The organism is Caulobacter sp. LjRoot300, assembly GCF_964253875.1.
Classification (GTDB): Bacteria; Pseudomonadota; Alphaproteobacteria; order Caulobacterales; family Caulobacteraceae; genus Caulobacter.
In genome coordinates, this window is the sequence record NZ_CAXUSA020000003.1 from 444,842 (window position 1) to 462,659 (window position 17,818).

At 69.8% G+C, this 17,818-nt stretch carries 17 protein-coding genes and 1 tRNA gene; 11 read left to right on the top strand and 7 right to left on the bottom strand.

Features of this window, described 5'->3' with window-relative positions:
- Window positions 1-26 precede the first annotated feature (26 nt).
- Window positions 27-1,146 (top strand): peptide chain release factor 2 gene (prfB, locus tag ACSQ2G_RS12155; protein ID WP_436031148.1). Its coding sequence is split into 2 segments (ribosomal slippage): window positions 27-95 and window positions 97-1,146, totalling 1,119 coding nucleotides; the frame shifts between segments, so codons are not numbered across the junction.
- 158 nt (window positions 1,147-1,304) lie between these two features.
- On the opposite strand, the gene ACSQ2G_RS12160 is transcribed toward prfB, so the two are convergent.
- The 4 genes from ACSQ2G_RS12160 to tyrS all read right to left on the bottom strand — a co-directional run bounded on the left by ACSQ2G_RS12160 (window position 1,305) and on the right by tyrS (window position 5,017).
- Window positions 1,305-1,781, bottom strand: coding sequence for a bactofilin family protein (locus ACSQ2G_RS12160; protein WP_436031150.1), 477 nt, complete (start codon window positions 1,779-1,781; stop codon window positions 1,305-1,307).
- Entirely contained in the window at window positions 1,762-2,916 is a 1,155-nt protein-coding gene (locus ACSQ2G_RS12165; protein ID WP_310078803.1) for a M23 family metallopeptidase, read from the bottom strand. The genes ACSQ2G_RS12160 and ACSQ2G_RS12165 overlap by 20 nt, the downstream gene beginning before the upstream one ends.
- Before the next feature lie 204 nt (window positions 2,917-3,120).
- Window positions 3,121-3,606: a peroxiredoxin gene (locus ACSQ2G_RS12170; protein WP_436031152.1), complete on the bottom strand. Its 486-nt coding sequence runs from the start codon at window positions 3,604-3,606 to the stop codon at window positions 3,121-3,123.
- A gap of 151 nt (window positions 3,607-3,757) precedes the next feature.
- Window positions 3,758-5,017 carry a tyrosine--tRNA ligase gene (tyrS, locus tag ACSQ2G_RS12175; RefSeq protein ID WP_436031154.1) on the bottom strand — a complete coding sequence of 420 codons (1,260 nt, stop codon included), beginning with the start codon at window positions 5,015-5,017 and terminating at the stop codon, window positions 3,758-3,760.
- Between the two features lie 287 nt (window positions 5,018-5,304).
- Here tyrS and ACSQ2G_RS12180 point away from each other — a divergent pair, with 287 nt between their 5' ends.
- From ACSQ2G_RS12180 to ACSQ2G_RS12195, 4 genes are all read left to right on the top strand, one after another.
- Window positions 5,305-6,408: an anhydro-N-acetylmuramic acid kinase gene (locus ACSQ2G_RS12180; RefSeq protein WP_436031156.1), complete on the top strand. Its 1,104-nt coding sequence runs from the start codon at window positions 5,305-5,307 to the stop codon at window positions 6,406-6,408.
- 159 nt (window positions 6,409-6,567) lie between these two features.
- Entirely contained in the window at window positions 6,568-7,383 is an 816-nt protein-coding gene (locus ACSQ2G_RS12185) for a peptidylprolyl isomerase (protein WP_436031158.1), read from the top strand.
- Window positions 7,383-8,231, top strand: a complete 849-nt coding sequence (locus ACSQ2G_RS12190) for a peptidylprolyl isomerase (RefSeq protein ID WP_436031160.1) — start codon at window positions 7,383-7,385, stop codon at window positions 8,229-8,231. Before ACSQ2G_RS12185 ends, ACSQ2G_RS12190 begins: the two co-directional genes overlap by 1 nt.
- A gap of 114 nt (window positions 8,232-8,345) precedes the next feature.
- Entirely contained in the window at window positions 8,346-8,813 is a 468-nt protein-coding gene (locus tag ACSQ2G_RS12195; RefSeq protein WP_310079064.1) for a peptidylprolyl isomerase, read from the top strand.
- A 77-nt stretch (window positions 8,814-8,890) separates the two neighbouring features.
- Here the strand turns inward: ACSQ2G_RS12195 and ACSQ2G_RS12200 are convergent, their stop codons facing one another.
- Window positions 8,891-9,871: an endonuclease/exonuclease/phosphatase family protein gene (locus ACSQ2G_RS12200; protein WP_436031162.1), complete on the bottom strand. Its 981-nt coding sequence runs from the start codon at window positions 9,869-9,871 to the stop codon at window positions 8,891-8,893.
- A gap of 232 nt (window positions 9,872-10,103) precedes the next feature.
- On the opposite strand from ACSQ2G_RS12200, the gene queA reads away from it, so the two are divergent.
- Window positions 10,104-11,210: a tRNA preQ1(34) S-adenosylmethionine ribosyltransferase-isomerase QueA gene (gene queA, locus ACSQ2G_RS12205; RefSeq protein ID WP_436031164.1), complete on the top strand. Its 1,107-nt coding sequence runs from the start codon at window positions 10,104-10,106 to the stop codon at window positions 11,208-11,210.
- Window positions 11,210-12,325, top strand: a complete 1,116-nt coding sequence (gene tgt / locus ACSQ2G_RS12210) for a tRNA guanosine(34) transglycosylase Tgt (protein WP_436031166.1) — start codon at window positions 11,210-11,212, stop codon at window positions 12,323-12,325. The genes queA and tgt overlap by 1 nt, the downstream gene beginning before the upstream one ends.
- Here the strand turns inward: tgt and ACSQ2G_RS12215 are convergent.
- Together ACSQ2G_RS12215 and ACSQ2G_RS12220 are read right to left on the bottom strand one after the other, a co-directional pair.
- The gene (locus tag ACSQ2G_RS12215; RefSeq protein ID WP_436031168.1) at window positions 12,310-13,638 is read right to left on the bottom strand and encodes a M1 family metallopeptidase; all 1,329 of its coding nucleotides are present in this window, start codon (window positions 13,636-13,638) and stop codon (window positions 12,310-12,312) included. The two genes, tgt and ACSQ2G_RS12215, sit on opposite strands and share 16 nt — an antisense overlap.
- A gap of 44 nt (window positions 13,639-13,682) precedes the next feature.
- The gene (locus ACSQ2G_RS12220) at window positions 13,683-14,414 is read right to left on the bottom strand and encodes a hypothetical protein (RefSeq protein WP_436031170.1); all 732 of its coding nucleotides are present in this window, start codon (window positions 14,412-14,414) and stop codon (window positions 13,683-13,685) included.
- A 138-nt stretch (window positions 14,415-14,552) separates the two neighbouring features.
- Between ACSQ2G_RS12220 and ACSQ2G_RS12225 the strand changes: the two genes are divergently transcribed.
- The 4 genes from ACSQ2G_RS12225 (at window position 14,553) to ACSQ2G_RS12240 (ending at window position 17,783) form a co-directional block, all read left to right on the top strand.
- Window positions 14,553-14,627: transfer RNA gene (locus tag ACSQ2G_RS12225), tRNA-Lys, on the top strand.
- Window positions 14,628-14,834: 207 nt separating this feature from the next.
- The gene (locus ACSQ2G_RS12230; RefSeq protein WP_436031172.1) at window positions 14,835-15,539 is read left to right on the top strand and encodes a DUF4129 domain-containing protein; all 705 of its coding nucleotides are present in this window, start codon (window positions 14,835-14,837) and stop codon (window positions 15,537-15,539) included.
- Window positions 15,536-16,840, top strand: coding sequence for a hypothetical protein (locus ACSQ2G_RS12235; RefSeq protein ID WP_436031174.1), 1,305 nt, complete (start codon window positions 15,536-15,538; stop codon window positions 16,838-16,840). Before ACSQ2G_RS12230 ends, ACSQ2G_RS12235 begins: the two co-directional genes overlap by 4 nt.
- A complete protein-coding gene (locus ACSQ2G_RS12240) occupies window positions 16,827-17,783 on the top strand; it encodes an AAA family ATPase (protein WP_436031176.1) in 957 nt (318 codons plus the stop codon). The genes ACSQ2G_RS12235 and ACSQ2G_RS12240 overlap by 14 nt, the downstream gene beginning before the upstream one ends.
- Window positions 17,784-17,818 lie beyond the last annotated feature (35 nt).

Consider the following 17,818-nt stretch of genomic DNA (forward strand, 5'->3'; position numbering starts at 1 on the left):
CTTCAACACTGTCACGGAGCAACGTGATGAGACCGGATGTCGAGGCCTCCGCGGCTGACATCGAGCAGTCCGTTGGGCTGCTCAGGAGGCGTCTTTGACTGGGATGTCGCCCTTAGAAAGCTCGATGAGCTGAACGCCCGGGTCGAGGACCCGACCCTTTGGGACCGCCCGGCGGAAGCCCAGGCCGTCTCCCGCGAACGCGCCGGCCTGGCCGCTCGCGTCGAGGCCGTGCAGGTGCTGGAACGCGGCCTGAAGGACGCGCTGGAATACGCCGAACTGGCCGACATGGAGGGCGACGAGGCCCTGCTGGAGGACGCCCGCGCCCAGCTCAAGGACCTCAAGGAACGCGCCGGCCGCGCCGAACTGGAGGCTCTGCTGTCCGGCGAGGCCGATGGCAACGACTGCTATGTCGAAATCAACTCCGGGGCCGGCGGCACCGAATCCTGCGACTGGGCCGGCATGCTGCTGCGCATGTACAGCCGCTGGGCCAACGCCCATGGCATGAGCGTCGAACTGGTCGAAGAGACCTCGGGCGACCAGGTCGGGATCAAGTCGGCGACCCTGCTGGTCAAGGGGACGAACGCCTATGGCTGGCTGAAGACGGAGGCGGGCGTCCACCGCCTGGTGCGGATCAGTCCCTACGACGCCGCCGCCAAGCGCCACACCAGCTTCGCCTCGGCCTGGGTTTATCCGGTGGTCGACGACACGATCGAGATCGAGATCAACCCATCGGACGTGCGCACTGACACCTATCGGGCCTCCGGGGCCGGCGGGCAGCACATCAACAAGACCGACTCGGCCGTGCGGCTGACGCACATCCCAACCGGCATCGCGGTGGCCTGCCAGGCCGGCCGCTCGCAGCACCAGAACCGCGAGGAAGCCTGGAAGATGCTGCGCGCCCGGCTGTACGAGGCCGAACTGCAGAAGCGGGAAGCCGCCCAGCAGGCGCTCGAGGACCAGAAGACCGATATCGGCTGGGGTCACCAGATCCGCAGCTATGTCCTGCAGCCCTACCAGATGGTCAAGGACCTGCGGACCAATGTCGAGACGTCCGACACCCAGGGCGTCCTGGACGGCGACCTCGACCAGTTCATGGGCGCTTCGCTGGCCCAGCGGGTAGGGGCGACCCGGGACGCCCAGATCTAGAGCAAACCGCGCGATATAGGAATCGCGCGGTTTGCTCTAGATTTTTGTTTTCGCATCGCTTTTGCGGAAAACCGGCATCCACTTTTCCGCGCGATGCTCTAGCCTGGCCGCCGGCCGCAAGGCAAAACGCCCCGGAGCGATCCGGGGCGTTCTTGTTTCTAGCCGGCGGGCTTGGATTCCAGCATCGCCGGGGGAGCCGGTTGGGCCTGTGGGGCGGCTGGACGCTGGAACTTCAGGCTACGCCCCTGGAAGAAGGCCCCGGTTTCCATCGCCAGCTGCTCGTGGGTGATGTCGCCGTCGATATAGGCGGTGCCGTAGAGGCGAACCTGCTTGGCGGTGATCGCGCCGACGACGCGACCGCGGACCTCGACCGCCTCGGCGTAGATCGAGCCTTCGACGTGGCCGGTTTCCCCAATCGTCAGCCGGCCTACCCGCACGTCGCCGCGCACCACGCCGTCGATCTGCAGTTCGCCGTCGCCGGTGATGCCGCCTTCGATGGTGATGTCGGGGGAGACCAGGGACGCCACCTTCGGCTGGGCCTTGCGGCCGGTCTCGGCCGTGGCGGGCGCCATGGACATGGGCAGCGGTTCGATATGAACCGAGCCCTTGGACGCCTTAGCTTGCTTGCTGAACATACTCACCAGCCTTCAAGAAGCGGTTCGGGTTCTGAGCCCGACCGTTGACCCATACTTCGTAGTGCAGATGCGGACCGGTCGAGCGGCCGGTCGAGCCCATGGCCGCGATGCGCTGGCCGATGGCCACGCGCTGGCCGACCCGGACCGAAGAGGCCTGCAGGTGGGCGTAGCGGGTCTTGAAGCCGTTGCCATGGTCGATCTCGACCACGTTGCCATAGCCCGAGCGCACGCCGACGAACGAGATCACGCCCGGCGCGGTCGCCATGATCGGCGTGTAGAACGCGCCGGGGAAGTCCAGGCCGGAATGGAAGGCCGGGCGATGGGTGAAGGGATCGAAGCGGACGCCGTAGCTGCTGCTCAGCGCCGGATTGTTGGTCGGCCGGTAGAAGGGCAGCTGTTGCGAGGCGGCGCTCAGCTGGCGCATGTCCGACATGTCGGTGGCCGCGTGCTGGATCCGGCCGGCGAAGTCCTCGTCGACGTCGAGCACGGCGGCCAGGGCTCGGGGGTCCTTGGCCTCGATCAGCGGGCCGCCCAGCGAGCCGCCGTCGCGGCTGACGAAGTCGCCGGCGTCGAGGCCGGCCATCCGCATGGCCAGGCGCAGGCGCTCGGCCCGGCTCTTGGCGAAGGTCTCGGCGGCGTCGATCAGCCGCTCCTGGTCCATGCGCGTGGCCTGGATGCGCTCGACCGGCGAGGCCCCGGGCAGGCGCGGCTTGGCGACCTGCAGGGCCTGGGCCGCGCCCGGCACGCCGCGGAAGTCGCTGACCAGCAGGGCCAGGGCGGCGTGGCGTTTCTCGACCGAGTTGGCCAGTTCGTCCAGCGAGCCGCTGCTGGCCGACAGCTGCACCATGGCGCTGTTCAGGCGGGCCTGGCGATCGGCGTTGAGGCGCTCGTAATAGGCCTTCTGCTTGATGACCACCTGGTCGGTCGAGCTGACCGACAGGACGTTGACCATCATCGAGGCGGTGCAGACGCCCATCCACAGGGCCGCCGCGGCGACGCCGGCGGCGCACATCAGCTGCTTGCCGGTGGAGAAAACGTAGCCGCGCATCTCGCCGCCGGAGCGCACATAGAGGTGCCGCTCGGGGAAGAGGTCTTCCAGGGATTGTCGGATTCGCTTGAAGCGCGTGATCGCCATCGCCCTAGGAAACCCCCGTTTTCAAGGTCCCGGCGATATGCAACGAGAAAGCGGAAACGCGCAAGATACTTCGCGCCAAGCATGGACGCAGGGCGGCTTTTTGCCTTGGCGATTCAATCGTTAGAAGGTTCCGTGCCCGAGTTCCATCGTCGGCCCGCGGCATTGTTGCGATGACCGCACGCCTGAGGCGGGAAAGCCACACCGTTATTTGCCCGCGCCTTCTTTCAGGGCTCGCGCCGCCGCCAGCACCGCCTTGATGTGGTTGGGCACCTTGACCTTGCGCCAGACGTTGCGGATCACGCCCTCGCGGTCGATCAGGAAGGTCGAGCGGTCGATGCCCATGTACTTGCGGCCGTACATGCTCTTCTCGACCCAAGCGCCATAGGCCTCGACGGTCTCGCCGGTGGGGTCGGCGGCCAGCTCGACGGTCAGGTCGTGCTTCTTGCGGAACTTGGCGTGCGAGGCGACGCTGTCCTTGGAGACCCCGACGATTACCGCGCCCAGCTTGGCGAATTCCTCGACCTCGGACGAGAACTGAAGCGCTTCCGAGGTGCAGCCGGCGGTGTCGTCCTTGGGGTAGAAGTAGAGCACGACGGCCTTGCCCCTCAGGCTGGAAAGGCTGATCCGGCCGGTGTCGGTGGCCAGGTCGAAATCAGGGGCCTTGTCGCCGGGCTGCAGGTCTTGCGTCATTGTCATGTCCTCAACTTTGAACCGCTCATCCCGGCGAATGCCGGGACCCAGATGGAATGGCGGTGCGGCTGACGCCAGAAGCTCCGAGCCATTCCAGTCATACCCACCGCCATGGGATCTGGGTCCCGGCATTCGCCGGGATGAGCGGAGATTAGATGGGTTTCACAAGCACGATCTTCTTCTTGCCCGCCGCCAGCTTGACGACGCCGTCGACGAGGTCGGCCTCGGTGACCACGCGGTTGGCGTCGGGCTCGGCCTTGTCGTTGACCTTGACCCCGCCGCCCTGGGCCAGGCGCCGGGCCTCGCCGCGCGAGGCGGCCAGGCCGGCGTCGGCGAACAGGTTGGCCAGGACGATCCCGGTCTTCAGGTCCGCGGCGGCGACCTCAAACGTCGGCAGGTCGGCCGACAGCGCGCCCTGCTCGAAGGCCTTCTCGGCGGCGTCGCGGGCCTTGCGGGCTTCGTCCTCGCCGTGCGCCATCCGCGTCGCCTCGTCGGCCAGCACCTTCTTGGCCTCGTTGATCTGGGCGCCGGGCAGGGCCTCCAGCTCGGCGACGCGATCCAGCGGCAGGTCGGTGAACAGCTTCAGGAACCGGCCGACATCGGCGTCCTCGGTGTTGCGCCAGAACTGCCAGTAGTCGTAGGGGCTCAGGGCGTCGGCGTTCAGCCAGACCGCGCCCGACATGGTCTTGCCCATCTTGGCGCCCGAGGCGGTGGCCAGCAGCGGGGTGGTCAGGCCGAAGGCGGCCTTCTGGTCGACGCGGCGCGTCAGTTCGACGCCGTTGAGGATGTTGCCCCACTGGTCCGAGCCGCCCATCTGCAGCACGCAGCCGTGGGCGCGGTTCAGTTCGAGGAAGTCGACTGCCTGCATCAGCATGTAGTTGAATTCGAGGAAGGTCATCGGCTGCTCGCGCTCCAGCCGCAGCTTGACCGAGTCGAAGGCCAGCATCCGGTTGACCGTGAAGTGCACGCCGTAGTCGCGCAGGAACTGCACGTAGCCGAACTTGCTGAGCCAGGCGTCGTTGTCGACCATGATGGCGTCGGTCGGCCCGTCGCCGAAGGTCAGGAACTTGGCGAACACCTGCTTGATGCCGGCGATGTTGGCGGCGATGTCGGCGTCCGACAGCAGCTTGCGGCTCTCGTCCTTGCCGGTCGGGTCCCCGACCTTGGTGGTGCCGCCGCCCATCAGGACGATCGGCTTGTGGCCGGCCTGCTGCAGGCGGCGCAGCATCATGATCTGGATCAGGCTGCCCACGTGCAGCGAGGGCGCGGTGGCGTCAAAGCCGATATAAGCGGTGACGATCCCGCCGGCGGCGGCCGCGTCCAGCTCGTCCGGATGGGTGATCTGGTGGATGTAGCCGCGGGCCTGCAGGGTCTGGAGGAATTCCGACTTGAAGGACGCGGCGGCGGACATGGCGGGACTCTCTAGTTCGGGCGCGCGGGATTCCGGCGCCGGGCGTTCGGGTGACCGCGCGTCTAGCACGGGGGAGGCGGTCTGTGGCGAGGGTTTCATCGTGGAAGTCTCCTGGAAAGGGATCCGGAGACGTTCGCTGGCCTGACGCGTCGCCGGTGGGGCGGGCGCATCGACATGATCGGTCGACGTCCCGCTAGGACAGCGGGCGGTAATAGGCGCGGGTCGGGCGACGGCGATCGATCATGGGGCCTAGCTAGCCGGGCCGGGGCGTGGCAGTCAACCGGACCATGCGTATCCTGGGATTCATGACCGGCACCTCGCTCGACGCGGTCGACATGGCGGTGCTCGAGACCGACGGCGAAACCATCCAGGCCTTCGGGCCGGCGGGCGAGCGCAAGCTGCGCGAGGAGACCCGCGACCTGCTGCTGGTCGCCACCGAGGTCGCCCGCGGCTGGCCGCGCGACCGGCCGCCGCCGGAGATCTTCGAAGAGGCCGCCCAGGCGGTGGCCGACGAGCATTTCCAGGCCGCCGAGAGTTTCCTGGCCGAGCATGGGCTGGCCTGGGCGGAATTTGACCTGCTGGGCGTGCATGGCCAGACGGTGCTGCACGAGCGGCCTCATCCGGGCCGGATCGGCCGAACCGTACAGTTGCTCGACGCCGAGGGGCTGGCCAGGGCCTGCGGGCGGCCGGTGGCGTTCGATTTCCGCACCGCCGACGTTGCGGCGGGCGGGCAGGGGGCGCCGCTGGCCCCGGTCTACCACGCCGCCCGGGCCCAGGCCTCGGGCCTGGCGGCGCCGGTGGCGGCGCTGAACGTCGGCGGCGTGGCCAACATCACCCTGATCGGTCCCGACGGCGACCTGCTGGCCTTCGACACCGGCCCGGGCAACGGCATGATCGACCTGATGCTGCAGGCCCGGGGCCTGGGCCGCTTCGACGACAACGGCCGGCTGGCGGCGGCGGGCCTTGTCGACGACGCCGTGCTGGCGACATTCCTGGCCAGCGACTATTTCTCCGGACCGGCCCCCAAGTCGCTGGATCGCTACGATTTTCCGCTGCATCTGGTCGACCACCTGTCGGCCGAGGACGCCGCCGCGACCCTGGTGGCCTTCACCGCCGAGGCGGTCGTCAAGGCCTTCGAGCACGGCCAGCATCCGGACGCCCTGATCGTCTGCGGCGGCGGCCGTCACAATCCGCAGATCATGAAGGCCCTGGCCGACCGCGCCCCGGTGCCGGTGCGCACCGCCGAGGCGGTCGGCTGGCGCGGCGACGCTATTGAGGCCGAAGCCTTCGCCTTCCTGGCCGCCCGCACCGCGCGGGGCCTGCCGATCAGCTTCCCGGGAACGACCGGGGTCGCCGCGCCAATGACGGGCGGGAGGATCGCAAGGCCCTAAAGCCGTCGCTTGCCCTTACGGATAGCTCAGCGGTCTTCCGCATGAGGGCGCCAAGCCGCGCGCCGGAAACTCGCCGGAATCTTCCGCTCTAACGCGGCGCCACTTGTCGTCCACGCGGCGGCGTTCTACGCCGTGGGGTCAGTTCTATCGGGGATCTCCATGAAGCTTGCGTCCATCGCCGCCGTCCTGGCGCTTACCGCGGCCTCGGCCGCCAGCGCCCAGCAGGCCTCCGACTGGCGGACGCCCGACCCCGAGAACATCCTGGTGGTCGACACCAACAAGGGCCGGATCATCGTCGAGCTGTCGCCCGAGACCGCGCCCAACCACGTGGCGCGGGTGCGCGACCTGGCCAAGGCCCACTTCTACGACGGCCTGACCTTCTTCCGGGTCATCGACAGCTTCATGGCGCAGACGGGCGATCCCAAGAACGACGGCACCGGCGGGTCCGACCAGCCCAACCTGGCGGCCGAGTTCCTGTTCCGCCGCGGCCCCGGCTACGCCCCCGCGGGCAAGGCCGGGACGGTCGAGATGGGCTTCGTCGGCGCGCTGCCGGTGTACAGCCAGAACAGCGCCCTGGCGGCCATGACCGCCGACGGCAAGGTCGCCGCCTGGGGCGCCTTCTGCCCCGGCGTTCTGGGCATGGCCCGGGCCAACGACCCCGACAGCGCCAACAGCCAGTTCTTCTTCATGCGCCAGCATTACGCCTCGCTGGAGAAGACCTACACGCCGTTCGGCCGCGCCCTGACGGGCCTGGAGGCCATCCGGGCGATCAAGACCGGCGAGCCCGTGCCCGATCCGCAGGACAAGATGCTGACCGTCCGCGTGCTGTCCGACCTGCCCGCCGCCCAGCGCCCGTCCATCCAGGTGATGGACACCCGTTCGGCCGCCTTCGCGGCGCTGGTCGAGAAGAAGCGGGCCGAGATGGGCGGCGCCTTCGGGCCTTGCGACGTCGACGTGCCGGTGAAGGTGAAGTGATGGTCCGCCCGCCGGTCGCCGCCGTCGCCGTCCTTTCGAGCCTCGTCGCGCTCGGCGCGGCCCAGGCCGCGCCCAAGGTCGCGCCGCCGACAGCCGCCGAATGGCGGGCCCCGGCGCCCGAGGACGTGGTGGTGATCGACACCAGCAAGGGCCGGGTGATCCTGGAACTGGTCCCCGAGGTCGCGCCTGGCCACGTGGCGCGGTTCCAGGAGCTGACCCGCGAGGGAGTCTATGACGGCCGGACCTTCTTCCGGGTGATCGACCGCTTCATGGCCCAGACCGGCGATCCGGACGACACCGGGGAGGGCGGCACGAAGAAGCCCAACCTGAAGGCCGAGTTCACCTTCCGCCGCGACGCCGCGACGCCGTTCGTGGCCGCCGCCGCCCCGGCCGGGACCGAGGTGGGCCTGCTCAAGTCGCTGCCGGTGGTCAGCCAGGCCTGGAGCTGGGCGCAGGTGACCTCGGACAAGAAGGTCTCGGCCTGGGGAACCTACTGTCCCGGCGTGGTCGGCGAGGCCCGCGACGAGGACGTCGATTCGGCCAACAGCCAGTTCTTCCTGATGCGCCAGCCCTATCCGTCGCTGGACAAGCGCTACACCGCCTTCGGCCGGGTCCTGGTCGGGCTGGACGTGGTGCGGGCCATCAAGACCGGCGAGCCCGTGGCCGCGCCGCAGGACCGGATGATCAAGGTGCGGCTGCTGGCCGACATCCCGCCGGCAGAACGGCCCAGCGTCCGGGTGGTGGACGCCGCCAGCCCCTGGTTCAAGGCCGAGATCGCCCGCAAGCGCGCGGCCCGGGGCGCGGACTTCTCGGTCTGCGACCTCGATCTGGCGGTCGATGTCCGCTAGCCATGAAGCGGGGCCGTGGCGATTGATCCGCGTTCGGGATGCAACCGCGCGGTTTCCCCCTCGCGGAAAGCGGGCTAGAAGCCTTGCGACTCCTCCAATCCTCAAGGGATGACCATGTCGGCCGACCTCGAAAACACCCTGTTGCTGACGCTCGAGACCGGGCCCGTCACGATCAAGCTGCGCCCGGACCTGGCCCCTGGCCATGTCGAGCGCATCAAGGAACTGGTCCGCGAGGGCTTCTATGACGGCGTCGTCTTCCACCGCGTGATCCCCGGCTTCATGGCCCAGGGCGGCGACCCGACCGGCACCGGCCGCGGCGGCTCGGCCAAGCCCGACATCAAGGCCGAGTTCTCCAAGGAGCCGCACGTGCGCGGCGTCTGCTCGATGGCCCGCACGCCCGATCCGAACTCGGCCAACAGCCAGTTCTTCATCGTGTTCGACGACGCCACCTTCCTGGACAACCAGTACACCGTCTGGGGCCAGGTGGTCGAAGGCATGGAGAACGTCGACTCCCTGCCGACCGGCGAGCCGCCGCGTAACCCCGGCAAGATCCTCAGCGCCAAGATCGCCGCCGACGCCTGAGCGTCCCGGCCTTGAAACTGAAAAGGGCCCCGGGAGACCGGGGCCCTTTTTGCTGGGCGCTCGCCGGCTGATCGGCCTCAGCGAGCCAGGGTCGCCACCACCGGCCGATGATCCGAGCCCAGGCTGGGGCCGCGCTCGACCTTCACCGTCTTCCACGCCTTGCCGGCATAGACCTGGTCGATCGGCAGGACGGGGAACGGGGCCTTGGCGATGCGAATGAACTGGCCGGTCGGCCAACTGGCCAGGGCGCGGGTGCGGCGCTCCAGGCCCAAGGCCTTGTCCTGCCGGCGCAGGCTCCACGACCACGGGGTGGCGTTGAAGTCGCCGGTCACGATCAGGCTGTCTTTGGCGAAGGGCGCGACCTTTTCCGCCAACAGGCGGCTTTGCGCCTGCCAGCGGCCGGCCGGGATGGGCCAGACGAAGTGCGTCCCCACTACGGTGAAGTCGCCGCCGGGGTGGCGCAGCGTCGCCCGCGTCGCGACCAGGCTTTCGCCGTCTCCATAGAAATCGTGCTCGTCCACGATCGGCCACCGGCTATGGATCCGGGTGTCGCAGCCGTATTTGGCGTGGCACTTGGTGCTGTACGGATAAGCCGTCTTGAGCGCGCGCAGGACCCGCCAGGCGTTGCCGCCGGACTCTTCGGTGATCACGACGTCGGCGTTTTGCTTCAGGATCCAGGCCGCGGTGTCCTGCGGGGCGTCGTTCTCGGCCCACAGGTTGAACTGGATCAGCTTCAGCGTGGCGGCGCCCTTGGCCGGCGTCTCGGGCGGTCGGAGCCTCGACAGCAGCTCGGGCGCCATCAGCACGACCAGGGCGGCGATGCCCAAGGCCGCGACGGCCACCAGCGCCCGACGCTCATCGTCGCGCGAGGCCAGGACGGCCAGGACCAGGCCCAGCAGGCTGCAGACCATCCACAGCGGCGCGGCGTGGGTCAGGGCGTCGAGCCGGTCGCTGAACGCGCCGGCGAGGCACGCCAGGCCGGCGACCGCGCCCACCAGGCAAAGCATGAGCGCGGTGCCGCGCAGGAACAGGTTGGCGAGGTGGAGGATCAGCCGCATCTCACGCCCTTAGCACGACTGCATGACGTTCGCGCCCGGCGGGTCGCCGCCGAACGCTCTGAAACCGACGCTGCGGAATTGGCGGTCACAGACCTGCATCCGACCCGTCATCGCGGGCTTCGGTTCAGCGGCCTCGAGCGCGGCTGAATCAGGGATATCCATCGAAGCCTGGCCGGGTCGCGCCGCCTCGGCGCTTGACCTCGACGCCCCGTCGTGGCCTTGAAGCCGCCCCATGCGCCTGTCCGACTTCGATTTCCACCTGCCTGACGAGGCGATCGCCCTGCGGCCGGCCGAGCCGCGGGATTCCGCGCGGCTGCTGGTCGTAAAGCCCGGGGAAGGCCTGGAAGACCGGATCGTGCGCGAGTTGCCCGACTTCCTGCGGCCGGGCGACGCCCTGGTCTTCAACGACACCCGAGTGATCCCGGCCCGGCTGATGGGCCGGCGGGCCGGGCGCGAGACCGGGGGCGGGGACGGATCGCCGGTGGCGGTCGAGGCTACCCTGCACCGCCGCATCGCGCCCGACCGCTGGCTGGCCTTCATGCGTCCGGGCAAGCGCCTGAAGGCGGGCGACCGCATCGCCTTCGGTCACGACCAGGACCGCGCCTGCCAGGCCGGCCTGCTGGACGCCACCGTGGTCGCCAAGCACGAGGGCGGCGAGATCGAGCTGGCTTTCGACTTCGCCGGCGTCGACCTGGACCTGGCCGTGGCCGCCCACGGCGAGATGCCGCTGCCGCCCTACATCGCCGCCAAGCGGGCCGAGGACGACCGCGACCGCGCCGACTACCAGACCGTCTACGCCCGCGAGGACGGCTCGGTGGCCGCCCCGACCGCCGGCCTGCACTTCACCCCCGACCTGCTGGAGCGCCTGAAGGCCCGGGGCGTGTCGCTGCACTTCGTCACCCTGCACGTCGGGGCGGGCACCTTCCTGCCGGTCAAGACCGACGTGATCGCCGAGCACCGGATGCACGCCGAGTTCGGCGAGGTTCCCGCCGCGGTGGCCGACGCCCTGAACGCCGTCCGCGCCGCCGGTGGGCGCATCGTCTGCGTCGGGACCACCAGCCTGCGGCTGCTGGAGAGCGCCACGGGCGAGGACGGCGTTGTGCGACCGTTCGCCGACGAGACGGCGATCTTCATCACCCCCGGCTACCGCTTCCGCGCCGCCGACGTGCTGATGACCAATTTCCACCTGCCCAAGTCGACCCTGTTCATGCTGGTCAGCGCCTTCGCCGGCCAGACGACGATGAGGGCGGCCTACGAACACGCGATCGCCACCGGCTATCGCTTCTATTCCTACGGCGACGGCAGCCTGCTGTTCCGCGCCGATCTTGAGCACGCCTGATGGTCGCCTTTCCCTTCGAGATCTCCGCCACCGACGGCGCTGCCCGCACCGGGGTGCTGAAGACCCCGCGTGGCGACATCCGCACCCCGGCCTTCATGCCGGTGGGCACGGCGGCCACGGTCAAGGCCCTGACCGTCGACCAGGTTAAGGGCACCGGCGCCGACATCATCCTGGGCAACACCTACCACCTGATGCTGCGGCCGACGGCCGAGCGGGTGCAGCGCCTGGGCGGGCTGCACAAGTTCATGCGCTGGGACAAGCCGATCCTGACCGACAGCGGCGGCTTCCAGGTGATGAGCCTGTCGGGGATCAGCAAGGTCACCGAGGAGGCCGTCACCTTCTCCAGCCACATCGACGGCTCCAAGCATGTGCTCAGCCCCGAGCGGTCGATGGAGATCCAGGCCGACCTGCTGGGCAGCGACATCGTCATGCAGTTGGACGAGTGCGTGGCCTGGCCGGCCGAGGAGGCGAGGGCGCGCCAGGGCATGGAGCTGTCGGCCCGTTGGGGCAAGCGCTCGAAGGCCGCTTTCGGGACGCGGGATACGCAGGCCCTGTTCGGCATCCAGCAGGGCTCGACTTTCCGCAACCTGCGCCAGGAATCGTCGGACCGCCTGCGGGAGATCGGCTTCGACGGCTATGCCCTCGGCGGCCTCGCCGTGGGCGAGGGACATGAAGCGATGTGCGAGGTGCTGGACTACGCCCCGGCCATGCTGCCCGCCGACCGGCCGCGCTACCTGATGGGCGTGGGCAAGCCGATCGACCTGGTCGAGGCGGTCTATCGCGGCGTCGACATGTTCGACTGCGTCCTGCCCACCCGCTCGGGCCGCCACGGCCAGGCCTGGACCTGGGACGGGGCGATCAACATCAAGAACGCCCGCTACGCCGAGGACGAGGACCCGCTGGACGAGGCCAGCGAATGCCCGGCCAGCCGCGACTATTCCAAGGCCTATCTGCGCCACCTGTTCAAGGCCGAGGAGATCCTGGGCCAGGTGCTGCTGTCCTGGCACAACATCGCCTTCTTCCAGGCCCTGACGGCGGCCATGCGCGCGGCGATCGCCGAAGGCCGGTTCGAGGCGTTCCGCCGCGACTTCGCGGCGCGTCAGCGGGGCGGGTAGGGCGGCGGGGCGAACACCCATTCCGAAAAGAGCGGACGCAGATCCCGGCCGCTGGACGCTTCCATCGCTCTCTGCAGGTCCAGGCTGGTGACCGTACCGCCGGCATGCGCGCGGGTGTAACGTCGCAAGCCGGCCCAGAAGGCGTCCTCGCCCAGCACGGCGCGCAGATGGTCCATGAAGAGCGCGCCCTTGCTGTACTGGACCGCCCGACGCGTCGCCAGGGTTGGGTAGGGCCCGTCCCAGGCCAGCGGCTTGTCGAAGCCGGCGGCCCGCGCCCTGTCCAGCCGGCTTCGCGCCACGGCCAGTTCGGCCTCATAGGCGGCGCGACCGTAGCGGTGCTCCTTCCACGCGGCCGTCATGAAGGTCGTAATGCCCTCGTTGAGCCAGAAGTCCTTGAGCGTGGCGCAGGTGACGAGATTGCCCCACCATTGATGGGCGAGCTCATGCACGATGGCCCAGTCTTCCGCCGGATCGCCCTCCGTCGTCGGCAACGCGTCGATCCCCAGCACGGCGTAGGAGGCCGCCTCCTGCGCGTCCCGGCCCTTGACCAGAAGCTGGCTGTATTCCGGGACGGGAAGAGGCATGCCCGCCTTGCCCGACAGGAACCGGACCATGCGGCGGGTCTCGGCGAACCGCCGCTTCAGTTCAACCGGTTCGGCCACTTCGCTCAGATAGGCGAGCCTGGCTGATCCGACGCGGTCGTCCGCGCGGGCGAACCGGCCGACCGCGAAGCCGAAGAGATAGGCCGAATAGGGCCGGGACGCCGTCCAGCGGTGGATTTCCCCGCCGTCCGGGGCGGGCTTGCGGGCGATCCTGCGGCCGACGGAAAGCGTGTCCATGCCGGCCGGGACGTGCAGCGTCAGCGAGAACGCCGCCTTGTCGCCGAACTGGTCCTGCAGGCAGATCATCCAGTCGCAGGCGAAATAGCTCGTGTAGAGCGAGGTCGCCGAACCGGCCAGCCCGCGCGCTGGTCGGCCATGATAGGTCAACGCCAGCTCGACGGTGCGGCCGCGCGCGAGCGGCTTGGGAAGGTCGAAATGCAGACCGTCGTCCTGGGAGCGGACGGTGACGGGCGCGCCGTCGAGCGTGGCGCCGTCGACGGTCAGGGCGTTGCCCGAGAAGCCGAGGCGCTGGAGTCCGTCACCCGTGATGCGAAGCCGGATCACCTCGCGGCCAGCGACGGTGCGGTTCTGGATGTCAGGCTTCAGGGCGAGGTCGTAGCGCACGACGTCGAAGCCCTCGCCGGGCGCGGCGGCGGCAGGCCGCGGCGTCATGAGCAGGGCCAGGGCGATCACGACCGCTATCTTGGGCAAACCCACCGCGACTCCATCCGGCTGATTGGGATATCGAGCGAGCCCTACCAGATCTTGTAGAACGGCTTTTTCTTCTTCTTGGCCGGCGGTGGAGTCGGCTGTTCCGGTGGCGCCGCGACCGCCGGCGCGTCGGCCACGGAGCCGTCGGCGGCGGGCGTCTCGACCACCGGCGTGTCGGCGGCGGGCTCGTCCTTCATCCACGGGAAGCGCTTCTCGACGATCGGCGCGGCGGGCTTGGCCAGGTGCTGGGGGGTGGCCGGCGGATCGCAGCCGCGCGCCTCGCCCAGGCCCTTCAGATAGGCGCGGCGAATCGCGCCCGAGGCCATGGCGCTCTGCACCAGCTTGTCGTGCTTCTCGGCCCCGCTCAGCTTGCGGACCCAGCCGCGCATCGGGATCAGGTCCTGGGCGGCGCTGGCCATGGCGCCGAAGGCCGCCGAGCCGGCCATGCGCTTGCCGCGGTCCATGAGGTCCTCGTTCTCCTCCGGCGGACGCCGATCGACGTCCTCGCCCAGGGCCAGGTCCAGCGGCGCGACCATCGAGACCAGGATCTCGCAGCTGATCTTCTTGCCGGGCGGACGGGCGTAGGGATCGGCCATGGCCTCCAGCAGGACCGGCGGGATCTTGGTGCGCAGCAGGTTCATGTCGCGCAGCGGGGCGCCGGCGGCCCCGGTGATCCCGTCCTTGTTGGCGTCCGAGGTCGTCTGGATCTTCTGCGGCGGGGGCTCCGACTTGGACGCGCAGGCGGCCAGCAGGGGAACGACGACGGCGAGAGACACGAGACAGCGCATAGCGCCAGCCTAACGCCAGGATGCGGCGTTCGTCATCTCCCCTCCCGAGCGAAAGCGCGCTTGCGAGCTGGGCGGCCCCCGACTATGGTCCGCGCCGCTTCCACCGGCCTCCCGCCGTGTCGATGCGGGCCGGTAGCTCAGTGGTAGAGCATTCGACTTTTAATCGAATGGTCCTGGGTTCGAATCCCAGCCGGCCCACCAACCTCCCTTTGAAATGATTGGCGAAAATCACCGCTTCGGCGGCCTGGGCGGCGGCTGGTCAAGAGCCGCGCCCTAAAGACGCGCGCCGCACCAGGGCGCCGCCGCGCCGGGTCTCCCCGAAGCCACCCCGCCGAATCGATTCTTCGGGCAGGAGAAGGGCTTTGACGCTGGCCGTTTGGGCGTGTCGGTTGCAGGCGACACTGAAGGTTGAATCGTCTAGCAGTGGTCGTCGGGGCGATGTGGAGCGGGCGTGTGGCGGTGGGGGCTGGTGTGGATCGCGACGCGGCGTCGCCGGGCCTCGACGGCGCGTCGGACGCCTTCGCGCGGGCCCACGACGCCCTGCTGCGCGGCAAGGACCTGCAGTTCGAGCCGACCGCCGCGCCCAAGCCGCCCGACGTCCCTGACTGGCTGCTGGCGGTCGGCAAGGCCCTGGGGGCCGCCGCGCCCTACCTGACCTATGTCTTCTGGGGCTGCCTGATCCTGGGGGCGGCGGTCATCCTCTATTTCCTGGGGCGCGAGCTGATCGCCACGCGCTGGCCGTCGCTGAAGCCGCACAAGGGTCCCGTCCTGGGCGACGAGGCCTGGCGGCCCAGCGCCGCCAAGGCCCGGACCCTGCTGGAGGACGCCGACCGGCTGGCCGCCGCCGGCCGCTTCGCCGAGGCGGTGCACCTGATCCTGTTCCGCAGCATCGAGGACATCGAGGGCAAGCGCCCGGACCTGATCAAGCCGGCCCTGACCAGCCGCGACATCGCCCAGCTGGACGGGGTGCCCGAGCGGGTGCGCCGCACCTTCAGCCAGATCGCCCGGGTGGTGGAGCGCAGCTTCTTCGGCGGGCGGCCGGTCGGCGCCGACGAATTCGCCGCCTGCCGCCAGGCCTATGAGGGCTTCGCCTTCAACGAGGCCTGGCGATGAGCGCGGTGGAGACCACGACCCGGACTGACGTCGTAGGCGACGGCGACAAAGGGCTGTTCTCGCCCAAGGTCGTGCTGGGCATGATCGTGGCCGGGGTCTTCGCCTTCTCGGCCTTCGTGGTGCTGTCGACCTACGCCCCGGACCTGCAATCGGGCGACAACGGCCGGGCCCACGCCCTGTCGAGGTCGGCGATCGGCTATGGCGGCATGGTGCGCCTGCTGCGGAATCTGAACGAGCCGGTGATCGTCAGCCGCCGCGACCTGCGTCGCGAGGAACCGGCGCTGATCGTCTTCACGCCGGAGTCGAACCTGTCGCGGGACGCCTACGTCAAGGCCGCCCAGCTATCGTCGCGCACCCTGGTGGTGCTGCCCAAGTGGACGGGCGGACTGGATCCGCGCCATCCGGGCTGGGTGGGCGGCCTGGAGCCCGTCGTACCGCGCGACCTGGCCGGGCTGCTCAAGGCCATAGGGATTCCCAAGGCCTCGACCACGATCGACAAGGACGCCGCGCCGCAGAGGCTGATCGGGGCGCCGGACAGCCCAGCCGAGGGGCTGGTGCTGGAAACCGGTCCGATCCGCAACCTGCAGACCCTGTCCGGTCCGGGCCTGACGCCGGTGCTGGTCGACGGCAAGGGCCGGATGGTCCTGGCCCGGCGCGCGCCGACCGAGACCTACGTCCTGGCCGACCCGGACCTTCTGAACACCATGGGGCTGAAGGACGTCCGGACGGCCCGGGCCGGTGTCGAGATCCTGCGGGCGCTGCGTGACGACCGGTCGGGCATCTATCGGCGCGACACCGGCCGGACCATCGCCTTCGACGCCACGCTGAACGGCTTCGCGCGGTCCCAGAGCCTCCTGAAGCTGGCCTTCGAGCCGCCGTTCGTCGGGGCGACCCTGTGCCTGGTCGGGGCGGCCCTGCTGATGGGCCTGCACGCCGCCGCGCGGTTCCGGGCCGTGCGGCGCGGCGAGCGGGCCCTGGCCCTGGGCAAGGACGCCCTGATCGACAATTCCGCCGGCCTGATCCGCATGGCCCGCCGCGAGCCGGCCCTGGCCCCGCGCTACGCCGAGCTGCAGCGCGCGGCGGCCGTCCGGGCCCTGGGCGGCGCGCGGCACGGCGGTTCGCGCCTGGAGGGCCAGGCCCTGACCGATTTCCTGGACCGCCAGGGCCAGCGCTTCGGCGCGGCCGACAGCGCCTCGGCCCTGGACGAGGAAACCCGGACGGTCCGTTCCTTGGGCGACCTGATGAAGGTCGCCGTCAAATGGCATCAGTGGAGACTGGAGATGACCCGTGAACGTCGCTGAGGTGCAGGCGCTCGCCGGCAGGATCCGCGCCCAGACGGCCAAGGCCGTCGTGGGCCAGAACGACACCATCGACCTGATGCTGACGGCCCTGTTCGCCGGCGGTCACGTGCTGCTGGAAGGCCCGCCCGGCACGGCCAAGACCTTCCTGGCCCAGTGCTTCGCCCAGGCGGTGAACCTGGCGTTCGGCCGCATCCAGTTCACGCCCGACCTGATGCCGGGCGACATCCTGGGCGCCAACCTGTTCAACTTCCAGACCAGCGCCTTCACCCTGGTCAAGGGGCCGATCTTCTGCGAGCTGCTGCTGGCCGACGAGATCAACCGCACCCCGCCAAAGACCCAGGCGGCCCTGCTGGAAGCCATGCAGGAGCGCAACGTCACCCTGGACGGCGAGCGCCACGCGCTCAGCGACCGGTTCATGGTGGTGGCCACCCAGAACCCCCTGGAGCAGCAGGGCACCTATCCGCTGCCCGAGGCCCAGCTGGACCGCTTCCTGTTCAAGCACGTGCTGGCCTATCCCAGCCTGGCCGAGGAGACCGCCATCGTCGCCAGCCACGGCGGCCGCACCGGCCAGCCGTCGCCCGAAGCGTTCGGCGTCGAGACGGCCGGCGACACGGCCACGATCGGCGAAGCCGTGGCCGCGGTGGCCTCCGTGCGCCTGACCGACGACATCGTCCGCTACATCGTCGGCGTGGTGCGGGCCACCCGCGACACCGGCGAGCTGTCGGGCGGGGCCTCGCCGCGCTGCGCGGCCATGCTGGCCGTCGCCGCCCGGGCCCGCGCCGCCCTGGAAGGCCGCGACTACGTGATCCCCGACGACGTCAAGGCGCTGGCCCTGCCGGCCCTGCGCCACCGGGTGATCCTGTCGCCGGCCGCCGAGATCGAGGGCCGCAAGGTCGACGACGTGGTGCGCGGCCTGGTCGACCAGGTCGAGGCCCCGCGATGAACCCCGTGGCGAACTGGGCGGGCTAGGGGCGGAAC

Coding starts and splice junctions, on each gene's coding strand:
- ACSQ2G_RS12160 (WP_436031150.1), bottom strand. CDS start 1,781: ATGTTCAGCAAGCAAGCTAAGGCGTCCAAGGGCTCGGTTCATATCGAA.
- ACSQ2G_RS12165 (WP_310078803.1), bottom strand. CDS start 2,916: ATGGCGATCACGCGCTTCAAGCGAATCCGACAATCCCTGGAAGACCTC.
- ACSQ2G_RS12170 (WP_436031152.1), bottom strand. CDS start 3,606: ATGACGCAAGACCTGCAGCCCGGCGACAAGGCCCCTGATTTCGACCTG.
- tyrS (WP_436031154.1), bottom strand. CDS start 5,017: ATGTCCGCCGCCGCGTCCTTCAAGTCGGAATTCCTCCAGACCCTGCAG.
- ACSQ2G_RS12180 (WP_436031156.1), top strand. CDS start 5,305: ATGCGTATCCTGGGATTCATGACCGGCACCTCGCTCGACGCGGTCGAC.
- ACSQ2G_RS12185 (WP_436031158.1), top strand. CDS start 6,568: ATGAAGCTTGCGTCCATCGCCGCCGTCCTGGCGCTTACCGCGGCCTCG.
- ACSQ2G_RS12190 (WP_436031160.1), top strand. CDS start 7,383: ATGGTCCGCCCGCCGGTCGCCGCCGTCGCCGTCCTTTCGAGCCTCGTC.
- ACSQ2G_RS12195 (WP_310079064.1), top strand. CDS start 8,346: ATGTCGGCCGACCTCGAAAACACCCTGTTGCTGACGCTCGAGACCGGG.
- ACSQ2G_RS12200 (WP_436031162.1), bottom strand. CDS start 9,871: ATGCGGCTGATCCTCCACCTCGCCAACCTGTTCCTGCGCGGCACCGCG.
- queA (WP_436031164.1), top strand. CDS start 10,104: ATGCGCCTGTCCGACTTCGATTTCCACCTGCCTGACGAGGCGATCGCC.
- tgt (WP_436031166.1), top strand. CDS start 11,210: ATGGTCGCCTTTCCCTTCGAGATCTCCGCCACCGACGGCGCTGCCCGC.
- ACSQ2G_RS12235 (WP_436031174.1), top strand. CDS start 15,536: ATGAGCGCGGTGGAGACCACGACCCGGACTGACGTCGTAGGCGACGGC.